Source organism: Clostridium sp. HGF2 (assembly GCF_964240115.1).
GTDB classification, from domain to species: Bacteria; Bacillota_I; Bacilli_A; order Erysipelotrichales; family Erysipelotrichaceae; genus Clostridium_AQ; species Clostridium_AQ innocuum.
The window spans coordinates 52,567-64,430 of the sequence record NZ_CAXSSO010000018.1; the positions used below are offsets into that span (position 1 = coordinate 52,567).

At 45.9% G+C, this 11,864-nt stretch carries 12 protein-coding genes; 6 read left to right on the plus strand and 6 right to left on the minus strand.

What is annotated here, in order from left to right; genetic code table 11:
• Positions 1-61: 61 nt before the first annotated feature.
• A complete protein-coding gene (locus tag ACESPQ_RS20280) occupies positions 62-1,660 on the plus strand; it encodes an MFS transporter (protein ID WP_002609758.1) in 1,599 nt (532 codons plus the stop codon).
• 33 nt (positions 1,661-1,693) lie between these two features.
• Positions 1,694-3,274 (plus strand): amidohydrolase, encoded by a 1,581-nt coding sequence (locus ACESPQ_RS20285; protein WP_109771019.1) that lies wholly within the window; start codon positions 1,694-1,696, stop codon positions 3,272-3,274.
• A 236-nt stretch (positions 3,275-3,510) separates the two neighbouring features.
• On the opposite strand, the gene ACESPQ_RS20290 is transcribed toward ACESPQ_RS20285, so the two are convergent.
• Positions 3,511-3,819, minus strand: coding sequence for a hypothetical protein (locus ACESPQ_RS20290; RefSeq protein WP_002609754.1), 309 nt, complete (start codon positions 3,817-3,819; stop codon positions 3,511-3,513).
• A gap of 461 nt (positions 3,820-4,280) precedes the next feature.
• Between ACESPQ_RS20290 and ACESPQ_RS20295 the strand changes: the two genes are divergently transcribed.
• Both ACESPQ_RS20295 and ACESPQ_RS20300 read left to right on the plus strand, forming a co-directional pair.
• Positions 4,281-4,694: an Hsp20/alpha crystallin family protein gene (locus ACESPQ_RS20295; RefSeq protein ID WP_002609751.1), complete on the plus strand. Its 414-nt coding sequence runs from the start codon at positions 4,281-4,283 to the stop codon at positions 4,692-4,694.
• A gap of 80 nt (positions 4,695-4,774) precedes the next feature.
• The gene (locus tag ACESPQ_RS20300; RefSeq protein ID WP_109771018.1) at positions 4,775-6,457 is read left to right on the plus strand and encodes a DUF1653 domain-containing protein; all 1,683 of its coding nucleotides are present in this window, start codon (positions 4,775-4,777) and stop codon (positions 6,455-6,457) included.
• 167 nt (positions 6,458-6,624) lie between these two features.
• On the opposite strand, the gene ACESPQ_RS20305 is transcribed toward ACESPQ_RS20300, so the two are convergent.
• The 4 genes from ACESPQ_RS20305 to ACESPQ_RS20320 are packed head-to-tail and all read right to left on the minus strand — an operon-like array spanning position 6,625 to position 9,601.
• Positions 6,625-7,833 carry a hypothetical protein gene (locus ACESPQ_RS20305; protein WP_109771017.1) on the minus strand — a complete coding sequence of 403 codons (1,209 nt, stop codon included), beginning with the start codon at positions 7,831-7,833 and terminating at the stop codon, positions 6,625-6,627.
• Entirely contained in the window at positions 7,830-8,687 is an 858-nt protein-coding gene (locus tag ACESPQ_RS20310; protein ID WP_109771016.1) for a DUF4097 family beta strand repeat-containing protein, read from the minus strand. The genes ACESPQ_RS20305 and ACESPQ_RS20310 overlap by 4 nt, the downstream gene beginning before the upstream one ends.
• Entirely contained in the window at positions 8,674-9,288 is a 615-nt protein-coding gene (locus ACESPQ_RS20315; protein ID WP_002609746.1) for a DUF1700 domain-containing protein, read from the minus strand. The genes ACESPQ_RS20310 and ACESPQ_RS20315 overlap by 14 nt, the downstream gene beginning before the upstream one ends.
• The gene (locus ACESPQ_RS20320; RefSeq protein WP_002609745.1) at positions 9,275-9,601 is read right to left on the minus strand and encodes a PadR family transcriptional regulator; all 327 of its coding nucleotides are present in this window, start codon (positions 9,599-9,601) and stop codon (positions 9,275-9,277) included. Before ACESPQ_RS20320 ends, ACESPQ_RS20315 begins: the two co-directional genes overlap by 14 nt.
• A gap of 608 nt (positions 9,602-10,209) precedes the next feature.
• On the opposite strand from ACESPQ_RS20320, the gene ACESPQ_RS20325 reads away from it, so the two are divergent.
• Positions 10,210-10,617, plus strand: coding sequence for a helix-turn-helix transcriptional regulator (locus tag ACESPQ_RS20325; RefSeq protein ID WP_373144847.1), 408 nt, complete (start codon positions 10,210-10,212; stop codon positions 10,615-10,617).
• A gap of 9 nt (positions 10,618-10,626) precedes the next feature.
• Positions 10,627-10,971 (plus strand): hypothetical protein, encoded by a 345-nt coding sequence (locus tag ACESPQ_RS20330; RefSeq protein WP_373144848.1) that lies wholly within the window; start codon positions 10,627-10,629, stop codon positions 10,969-10,971.
• A gap of 262 nt (positions 10,972-11,233) precedes the next feature.
• Here ACESPQ_RS20330 and ACESPQ_RS20335 read toward each other — a convergent pair whose 3' ends face one another.
• Positions 11,234-11,593 (minus strand): hypothetical protein, encoded by a 360-nt coding sequence (locus ACESPQ_RS20335; protein WP_002609741.1) that lies wholly within the window; start codon positions 11,591-11,593, stop codon positions 11,234-11,236.
• Between the last annotated feature and the right edge of the window lie 271 nt (positions 11,594-11,864).

Sequence of the window (11,864 nt, forward strand, 5' to 3'; positions counted from 1 at the left end):
CCTTCAACAGGCCTATAATGGACTATGGTATAGAAAGTAAGTATTTGAGGAGGCAATAGCTATGGAAACTGTACTAAAACAAAAGAAACAGATGATATATCTTCCACTGATCGTTCTCATGTTTACACAGATTGGAACCTCAGGGGATAATGCGGTTCTCAGTGTCGCGACAAACGCACTGATATCCGCATTGCATGCAAGTATGAATGACATTCAGCTTGCCAATATGGTGTATTCGCTCTGTGCCGGGGCGTTTATGGTTGCCGGCGGAATGCTGGGAATCATCATCGGCTGGAAAAAGAACTTCCGCATCGGTGTGATTCTTGCCATCATCGGAGAGCTCATGCTGGCCATCTCCACCAATGTTGTTATGTTTACCTGGGGCGGCCGTTTGCTGGTCGGTCTGGGCGCAAGCTTTATGATACCTTCCGTTCTCGGACTGATCCCGGGAATCTACAGTGGTAAGGAACGCGTCTTCGCGTTTGGTGCCATCGGTGCAGCCACCGGGATTGCGGCAGCCGCAGGTCCCATCGTAGCCGGCTTTCTGCTGGATGCATTTGGTTTTCGGGTTGCCTTTGGTGCACTCGCCGTTTACTTTTTCCTGATTCTCATCGGTTCAACGGCAATCCCCGAGGTTGAGCGTTCAACAAAGAATCTGAAAATGGATGTGCGCGGAACGATCGTTGCGGCAATCGGTCTGTTCCTGTTTTTGATCGGTATTTCCAAGATTTCCGTATGGGGACTTATAACACCGCTGCAGGCACCGTTTACGCTTTTTGGAATCTCCCCATCCCTGCCGCTTGCGCTGCTTGGTGTCATCATTCTTGCTCTACTGGTCGTTATGGAAAAAAGCATTGAACAGAAGAACGGATGTGCCCTGCTTCCTTCCTCCTTTCTGAAATCCGCGCAGGTCCGTGCAGGACTGTTCGCCAGCGCCATTGTATTCCTGTATCTGGGAGGTACTGTTATGCTGGTAAATCCCTATCTGCAGGTTGTCGGTGGGTTCAATGCCGTTCAGACGGGGGTTGCGATGATCTGTGTCGGTGCTCCCATGTTTGCGGCATCCATGGGGGTTCCGAAATATGCAGCGCAGGTACATCCGAAAACGATTCTTCGCATCGGCTATATCCTGCTTGCCGTTTCCGTGATCCCTATGGCATTCTCTTTGCAGGAGCACGGAGTATCCATCGGCATGTATATCGGGTTGATCATTGCCGGTATCGGTCAGGGAATGCTGAGTGCACAGGCAAGCAATGTCGTGGCACTGGCTGTCAATGAGCGTGATGCCCAGCAATCCGGCGGCATACAGGCTACCGCAAGAAATGTCGGACAGGCAATCGGTGTTGCGGTGCTTGGCATGGTTATGATTTTCACGATCAATGCCAATCTGGGAAGCAGTATGGAAAAGGATGCATTGCTCTCCGCCTCCCTTGTACAGCAGGAGGAAGCAAAAAATGTCAGCTTTATGTCGGATGAGGCCTTTATCTCTTCCCTGTCGGATCTCACCATGAAGCCGCAGGAGCAGCAGGAGCTTGTCCGTCTGAATGCACAGGCCCGCATGCATTCCACACAGTATGCACTCTATGTACTGGGAATTCTTTCCCTTGTATGTATTTTCAGTACCGGCGGCATTACGATTACAAAAAAAGAACAGGCATAAATTCATGCATCAGTGATAAGGAGATGAGGAAAGATGCAGAAATTATATACAAATGGTACCATCCTTACGATGAAGGAAAACGAATTATACAGTGAGGCACTGCTGATCAAGAACGGAAGTATTCAGGCAGTCGGCACAAGGAAGGATCTGGAGCCTCTATGCGAGGCAGATTGTGAGCGAATCGATTTGCAGGGAGCATGCCTGATGCCCTCCTTTATCGATGCGCACTCCCACATGCTGCAGTTTGCGAACACCCTGAAATTTGTTCCGCTGAAAAGCTGCACCTGTGTTGCGGATATTCAGGAGGAAATCAAACGCTACATTGAAGAGAAACAGCTAGCGGATGGTGAATGGGTGATGGGCTTTGGCTATGACCATAATGCACTTGCTGAGCACCGGCATCCAAACTGCCATGAGCTGGATGCCGCAAGCCGTACGCATCCTATCATTCTTGCACACTCCTCCTTCCACATGGGAGTCTTAAATACCATGGCTCTGCAGGCTTATGGTCTGGATGACAGCGTGAAGAATCCGGAGGGTGGAAGCTATGGCCGTGATGAGCAGGGACACCTGAACGGATATATGGAAGAGGTTACCTTCATGCGTGGTCCCGGAGAACGTGTCATGAGTCTGGAAAACATTGATGCGTATGCCGTCGAGGCACAGAAAATCTATGCCAGCTTCGGTATTACCACAGCACAGGAGGGCTTTGCGCACAGGAGCGAGGTGGATATTTACGAACGCCTTGGCCGCAGCGATCAGATGCTGCTGGATATGGTTGCATACGTGGATATCGTGGAGGACAGCGAGGTTGTTCAGCAAAGAGAGGACCTTAAGGAGTACAGGAACCACTTTCGCATCGGCGGCTACAAGCTGTTTCTGGACGGCTCCCCACAGGGTAAGACGGCATGGATGAGCAAGCCGTATGTAAACAGCGGTGATTATTGCGGCTATCCGATCTATACGGATGAGCAGGTGGACGGCTACGTACAGCAGGCTCTTGATGAACACCGCCAGCTGCTGGTGCACTGCAACGGAGATGCCGCAAGCCAGCAGATGCTGAACGGCTATCATCACAGCAGACAGAAAACCACAGATACCCGTCCGGTCATGGTACATTCCCAAACCCTGCGTCCGGATCAGCTGCCGCAGCTGAAAGAAACCGGCGTGATGCCAAGCTATTTTGTTGCCCATGTATATCACTGGGGTGATGTACACCTTGTCAATTTCGGAAAACAGCGGGCAGAAAATATCTCCTGTACCGCCAGTGCCCTGAAAAATCACATTCCCTTTACCTTCCATCAGGATACCCCGGTTATTCTGCCGGATATGCTGGAAAGTGTATGGGCTGCAGTCAATCGTGTCACGAAGAATGGTGTCGTACTGGGTGAACAGCAGCGCATCAGTGTTCTGGAAGCACTGAAGGCTGTGACCATTAACGCCGCCTATCAGTATTTCGAGGAGGACCGCAAGGGTACACTGGAGGCCGAAAAGCTGGCAGATCTGGTTATTCTAAATGAGGATCCATTAAAGGCTGAGCCGATGAAGCTCCGTGACATTCAGGTCATGGAAACCATCAAGGAAGGCCGTACTATTTATAAAAAAGCAGCATAGCCATAAGCAATATGGGCAATGAAACAGGGACTTAGGCTGATGAAAAGCAGGCAAAATTCAAAATTGCCTGTTTTTTTTGATTGCCATCCTGAAGCTGCAGCAAAGATTTCTACTCTTTATCTGCCTGCTAAGCTTTTCAAAGATGCCGTATGCCAGCATTTTCCCTTAAAGCTTCACGCTGCTTTATACGATTCACAGTCCGACAGCTTCTTTATTTATATGTATTATATGTATGATCAGCTGAAGATACCTCCGTTATAGCGATACTGAGCATAGAGCATAACTCCGATTCCCGGAAGCAGACCGCCAAACAACACCGGCAGAAAAAGCACCTTTTGGCACGACAGAATCACTGCAGAGCTGACAAAGCATATCCCCACAACAGCAAGCCCCACTCCCATCAGATGCAGATAGGGTGTGATATCCTCTTCCTTCATATTCTGATAATGATAATCATGCAGAAATGCAATACGCCTTCGCATGCCAATCTCCACTGCAAAATAAAGCATCAGCGCACCCAATGCCAGAAAAATAATAGCTGCCATATCGCTTCCTCCCCTTCTTTTTCATCATTATATGCTATGTATTATTATTTCACAAGACGCAAAACGGCATAAGTTCTCTTGTGCGGATGCTAAACGAAAAAGCCTGCAGGCATCGTTTTCGTGAAGGACTCAATTCACTGCCCGTGTAAAATATGTGAGGCTTCCTCTGATGATGACAAGAGCATAGAAGGTACATGTCCTTCTATCTCTAGTGTTTTACAGCCTTTGCACTGATTATTTAAAGCCTAAAATCATAACGACTTTAGAAAAAAATCATGTTTTTAGCACTCAGGTATTGACAGTGCTAAATTATGTGATATAATAACAGTGAAGATGAGGTAAGGTACCTGTAGGACATGGTTTTAGGAATCGAGGCGATGGATATAGTATTGCTTCCCGCAGATATTTGTACACATCTGAAAAATCTGAATCATACAATACGATAGAAAGAGGTGGACTTTATGATGAGATTTTTGCCTGACGTATTTACAGACACATTTGAAGACATGTGGAAGGATCCGTTTTTCACAAAGAGCAACAGCTGCATGAAAACAGATGTTCGTGAGCTAGACGGTAACTATCTGCTGGACATGGAGCTGCCTGGTTATAAGAAGGAAGACATTCATCTGGATTTAAAGGATGGATACCTCAACATTACAGCCGCAAAAAACAGTTCCAACGAAGAGAAGGATGACAAAGGAAACATCATCCGTCAGGAGCGCTACAGCGGTTCCTGTGCTAGAAGCTTTTATGTCGGAAATGCAATCCGTGAGGAGGATATCCGTGCAAGCTTCGACAACGGCGAACTGAAAATCACCTTCCCGAAGGAAGAGAGCCGCAAGGTTGAAGAAAAACGCTTTATTCCTATTGAATAAGTGTGAGAGGATGCGTAAAAAGCATCCTTTTTCTTTTTGCCAACCAGGTTCCATGGTATACTAATATTAGAGGTGAATTTATGACAAGCTGGATCAAAGAAGCAGTATTTTATCACATTTATCCGCTGGGCTTTGTTGGCGCAGCGCAGTATCATGAGGAGGAGATCACGCACTCCATAAAGAAGGTGGAGGACTGGATTCTCCATATGAAAAAGCTGGGAGTCAATGCCTTGTACCTGGGGCCGGTTTTTGAAAGCCATGAGCATGGCTATGACACAAGTGATTACCGCTTGCTGGATCATCGCTTAGGTACAAACGATGATTTCAAGAGGGTATGCGACAGCCTGCATGCAGCCGATATCCGCATCGTTTTGGATGGTGTGTTCAATCATGTCGGTCGTGATTTCTGGGCATTTCGCGATGTTCAGGAAAAGAAGGAGAAATCAACCTATTGCGACTGGTTTTCCAACCTGCACTTTCATGCACGCAGTCCGCTGAATGATGATTTTACCTATGATGCATGGGAAGGACACTATAATCTGGTAAAGCTCAATCTGGAGAATGAAGAGGTTGTTCGCTATCTGCTGGATAGTATTGCGATGTGGATGGATGAGTTTCACATCGACGGCCTGCGCCTGGATGCAGCCGATTGTATACGTCCCGAATTTTTTCGCAGACTGAAGGCGTTCTGTAAAGAAAAAAATCCGGACTTCTGGCTGATGGGGGAAATCATACACGGTGATTACAACCGCTGGGCAAATCCCGACATGCTGGATTCCGTTACCAATTATGAATGCTATAAGGGACTGTATTCCTCTCACAATGAAAAGAATTATTTTGAAATCGGATATTCCTTAAACCGACAGTTTGGCAACGGTGGAATCTATCAAGGACTGGATCTGTATAATTTCGTCGATAATCACGACGTAAACCGTCTGGCAAGCACTGTTAAAAACAAAGAGGATCTGTTTAATATATATACCATCCTCTTCACCATGCCGGGAATTCCAAGCATTTATTACGGCAGTGAATATGCAGTTGAGGGTAGAAAGCACAATGGCAGCGATGCCGATATCCGCCCCTGCCTGCAGCTGTGTGAGTTTGATTCAGAAAAGCTCTGTGAGCACCTTGCACTGCTTTCTTTCGTGCATAAGATGAAAGCCTGCAGTCACGGCAGCTATGAGCAGGTACTGCTTCGTAATGAACAGTTTGTATTCTGTCGAAGCTGTGAGCAGGACAGTCTGTATATCGCATGCAATGTGGCAGATGCGGATTATGAAGCAGAGCTGCCTATCCCACAGGGCTGCTGGAAGGATTTTCTGCGTGGCACGACATACAGAAGTGAAGGCGGAAGCCTGCAGCTTACCATTCCCGCAAAGAGCTCCTGCATTCTGTACAAGGATAACGAGAGTGAACAGACTGTGACAGAAGATTGCAGTATTCCGTACGGGGAAGCCCGGGACCTGATGGAGGAAGAACAATCAGCGGTATACGCAGTACCAATTTTTGTAAAGCCGTTAAAGGAAGCAGAGGGTCTTCCGGTGGAAGGCATGGAAGTAAAGCCTGGAAAATACCGCCATTTCAAAGGAAAATGCTACAGCGTGCTGTATGTGGCAACACACAGTGAAACGCTGGAGCGCTATGTTGTATACCGGCAGCTATATGGCAACGAGGAGGTCTGGATACGCCCTCTTGCTATGTTTTGTGAGAGCATTCTGGTTGATGGCGTACTGACACCACGCTTCACCTATATCGGAAAATAAGAGGAAAAAATCACCATAAAGAAAAAGACTTATCCATGGAAGCAGGCTGTTCTGCACTTATCGCATACAGCGATTGTTTCCGGATAAGTCTTTTATTATAGTAAAGCCTTTTTCATGTTTCTGAAGTTAATCCCTGTCTTTTTACACGGTTGTCTGCATAGTCAGCCTCACAACGCCTGCACATAGGCCTGTATAACAGCGTGAATCTGCTCGGACTGCAGCATCGCACTGCTCTCGTTCATCAAAGTGGTTACAGCATCCAGGCCGAGAGGAAGACTGCGCCGCATGCGGTATGCAAACGGCTTTGGAAACAGATGCAGCTGCTTTGCAATCGATCCGATAAGCAGGAACCGGCAATTTTTCTCAACAAAGGACTGCATTGCGCTGGCTTTTGCTGGATAATGATAAAACAACACCTCATGCAGATAGGTATGCAGGCGTTGTGCAAGGCGCAGACGCTGTCTTTTCCCGTGCAGCATGCTGGCAAGTGTATGCTGGCACAGAATGCGATCCTCCTCCATATCCTGTATATCATCTGCCACCTGTAAAAGAAAACCGTAGGCGATACAGAAAAATGCTTCTTTTTCAGAAAGGTCTCCATCCATCAGATAGCCGTCAGCCAAAACAGAGGCTCCCCCCTTGTATATGGATATCCTTCGTATTTCTTCTTCACAAAGTCTGCTGTCCTGCTGTACGGACAAGATCTGGCCCTCCTGAATGCGCAGAAGTGCATCATACACATCCGGAAACTGTTGGCGGGGAAAAGTATCCTCAATCATGGAAACAAGGGCATCTACCTGACGATACAGGTCTGCATCCATCGGCCTCTGTTCCCCCTTCAGACGTTCGCTCAGCCAGCTGTTAAACGCCTTTTTCCGTTGTTTGTCGATAGCAGGGTCATCCAGAAAATTATCGGTATACGGATACAGCATACTGTAGGCGAAGATCGCCTTGTGATAGCACAGCTTCCGCTCCAGCATACATTCCAGCAGCAAAATGATCCAGACATTCCGCATTGCCTGCATGATATCATCCAGCTCAAGCGCAGTATCAAAGCACATGGCATCCCGAACGAACTGCTTGGTAATGGATAGGAATTCCTCCTGAACCGCAGGCTTTAACACTGCGAAATTCAGAACGGATTCACTGCGAAGCAAAGCAAGAACACGTCTGTCCATTTCCGTTTTCCACCCTGCATCCTCCAAATTTTCTGCAGCATGCTGTAAAAACGTTTCCCAGTCTGCTTTCAGCGCTACCGCTTTCCTCCTGTTTTCTTTTTGTACCTGTTTTTTCACAGGACTTAGCCTTAATCTGGTACAGCGGCAGTTGAGCCACAGTCTGTCACACTCCCTGACCAGCTCCTCGAAGCTACTCATCCTTCAAACTGCAGATCGATATCCCCCATACTGCTGTGTAGCTGAAGGTAGTTGTCACTCGATCGATTTCCTTCCTCTGCATCACATGACAGCTCCCATTCCCGGTTTTGGATCTGTGTATCTCCCATTGTATTTTTAACCCTGTAGCGATAATCCTTCTGATCTCCGCGAACATGAATCGTGATATCACCCATGCTGCTTTTCACTACGCTGTTTCCATAAAGCTGTCCATCCACCTCAATATCTCCGGCAGATTGCGCAATCGCCAAATCTTTGGAAACGATATGTTCCAGCGTAATATCCCCCAGCTTTTCTTCTATGGTGATATGCTTTGCGGACAGGTTTTTCAGCTGAATGTCACCAAGCTTATCTTCAACGTATATTCGCTCATACTGCTTATCCTTCAACGTAACTATAATCGTATCATTTCGATTCCGATTCCCTTTGCTTATATCCGGATTGTCTACGGTAACCGTTACATTGCCCTTCTCCTGTTTGATGTTCACTTTTTCCTTGCGAATATCGAGGAATGTAATTTTATTTTCCTTTCCCCGGTAAATCCGGACATCTCCCAGACTGACGTCAAGTGACAGCGATTCCACTTCCTGCAGCGACTGATCCCAGCGCTCCTTATAGCTGTGCTTCTCCTCCTCCCAGGATGTAAAATCAAAGCTATCTCCCAACTGTATACCGAAGCTTCCGTTAAACGGCCACCAGTCTACCGTATCCTTGTCAACATGCAGATAGCGCAAATCGCCACCCTTTGCGATCCCCACACCAATACATAAGGATCCCAATACCATCGAAACTACAGACACCACAACCAGTGTACGTATCCCTCTATGCGTTTTCATGCCGTTTTCCTCCCTGTGCCTTATGATACAGCCGTGTCAGTGCATTGGTAAACGCAGGCAGCACGGTACGAATGAGTGAAAAAAACAAAATAGAAAGCAGTAAGCCCAAACCAATACATAAAAATCCGCCACCTGCCGCAATCCATGCATTGGATGGCGTATGGTAGTTTGTAACAGCACTTGCCATCAGAGGTATCCCTGTAATCAATATAGAGGCAAAGGATACAATACCGGCTACGCCCAATGCAAATACGGTAATCACAAGTGCAAACATTACGGCAATAGCCGCAAACAGAAGCGGAAGAGCAATCGGCAGGGCACAGATACCAAGAATGATCATCCCTGCATTTTTCAATGAGCTGTTTGGATTATTTCCTCTGCGATAGTTTCGATGCTGCTGTTCCTGACGTATGGACCTCTCTGCCTTCAGCTGCGCTGCAAACTGTGCCGGTGTCCCTAAATCATCTATGACCTGCTGGTCATTCCCATCCCCTGCTTCTTCAAAATATTCTTCACAATACGAAACTGCATCCTCCACCTCAGATGGTGAAAAATTCGCAAGCCTTCGCTTCAGTTCCGCTATATACTCAGCCTTCTTCATGTTCTTTTCCTCCCTCCAGAATACCACTGATTTTTGTTGAGAATGCCTTCCATTCCTCAACATACTCCCTATATTTATTTCTTCCTGCATCTGTCAATCGGTAATATCTTCGATTTCTGCCCATATGCTGCTGGTCATAGGTTTCCAGATAGCCTTCTCTCATGAGTCTTCGCAGAACAGGATACAGTGTTGACTCACTCACACTCATCACAACCTTTACCTCCTGCGTTAGACGATATCCATAGGTATCCTCCTTGTGCAGCGTTGCCAGCACACAGGCGTCCAGCAATGCAGAGCCAAGCTGAAATGTCATATACATCACCTTTCTTCAATAATATTATACGCCATATAATATTGTAATGCAATCATATATCATAGGAAAGATCAAATAAATGTAACAGCCTGTATCCGCAGCATGCTTTATATACAAAAAGCCGGGATGAATGAACTCCGGCTTTTTTCCTATGGCAGCAAATAACCGCTGCATTTTTTTCCTTTACAGAACAGAAGATTTCCGGATAATCAAAGTACGGGACAAGTTCTGCATGAAAAACCACCCTGCCTGCGACACCTTCAATTCTTCCTGACGCTACCTGTTTCCACCAGCAGCACAGATGCATTATGTTCTCCGCTTCATCTCCAGCATTTCCGCATAATGCTTTACATTAAAAGCCGCAGGGGCATTCTTTTTTAGCAGCTGCAGGTGTTCCTGTTCCTTCCTCATGGACATTAGATTTACAGAATTCACTTGTTCGATCTGTTTCTGTGTGAAATATGTTATTTTCTATACACCTTTTTGCACTGTACACTAACTATTCACATGTATAAACCCTTTTAGTACCCAAAACGGACAATGTAAAATAATTTTGATAGACTTTTTTCCCTAAAGTGACATGATGTATCCGAAAGGAGTACATGCATATGGAGATAGGAAAAAAATTAAAGGAAGCTCGTATCAATTCCAGACTGACACAGGAACAGGTGGCTGAAGATATTAAAGTTACGAGGCAGACAATCTCAAATTGGGAGAATGAAAGATCGTATCCGGATATCATGAACGTTATTGATCTGAGTAATCTTTATTCTCTTAGTCTTGATGATTTATTAAAAGGTGATGATAAAATGATTGAGCATTTAGAAGAAAATACGAATATCGTGAAAAGCAATCGTAAGCTGATAGCCGCTATTATGATCAATGTTTTGCTTGTGATACTCCTTGTGGCCTTCAATATGTTCCTGCGGGATAATCAATATTATTTGATAGGTGTCTTCTGCTTTGCTATCATCAGCTCTGCTGCTTTACTTTATCAGATTATAAAAAAATTATAGGAGGAAAATATGGAAACAAAAATGATGATTTCAGCAGTTATCAGTAGTGCTGTTCTTATTGTAGGAGCATTGGAAATGATCTATCAGATCTATCATATTACTGTGATCGACGCTACAGCAAGGGGATTGAAGCATCCAAAGCTTTGGGGATTTCTTGCAATGAACGGCAATCATACAAGTGGATTGCTTCTTTATCTTATTGGCAGAAGAAACTATCCACTCATTGATCTGTCCCCAGATAGTCAATCCGAGATTGAGCGTAGAAAGAAAGCAGCCGGTATCGGTATAATCTTCCTTGTCATAGGGGCGATTGGTCTAGTCATCAGTATCATGCTCTTTTTTAAATACTTGTAAGTATTTTACTGTCCATACGCAAGCATAAAAGGCACACTACGCTAGGAATGAATACAATTCTAACAGAGTGTGACTTTTATATACAATAAAGAAAAAAACGGATTCCCGAAATCATGGAAATCCGTGCATTATAATAACAGCACTGAACACGCCGGATTTGCAGCAGTCATTACGTTACCTGCATCATGCAGCGGTATCTGCAAAGACACCTCACAGGCACTGTTGTCCACCTTAACACGGCAGGCACGCAAGCCTGTGAAAGCTAATCAATCTTTGTTCGTATTTTCTTTCTGAGCTTAAATAGCAGACGTCCCGTGTATTTCTCATTTTCCACAAGCTGCTCATAGGCATCCAGCATCCCTGCGGTATACACAAATCCCAAAAGCCCTGCGGCTAAACCCAGAAATATAAAAGCATGGTATTCGCTCCATGGAAGGTAACCGCGCTTCGTGGCAGCCAATGCAACGATTCCTGCAACAAACAGGATGCAGCAGGGAACGGCCACAAATCCATATTTTTTCCGCCGTACCTGATATTCCCTGCAAAGCTCTTTCCTGTATTCATAGTCAAACAGCAGTACCTCCTGCTTCAACACGGCATAGGTGTCCTGCTCATGAAACATACCGATGACAACCGCACAGATTCCAAGGAAAGTGAACTACCGCCAGCTATAGAGCAGGCGGCTTCCAATGAATGCTTGCACATTCATCAAAACTTTTTGCTCGTGTTCAGATACACGTAACTGGTACGTTCACCGTACCTCTACTCCATCGCTCTCGCTCTGGCATACATGGATATACTTTTCGTATGATATTGCTTGCTCCATTGATATCGGCATTCATTAGAATGCCATTTTTGCTTCTGTACAATCCTCGCTTGATTCTTTTACCTGA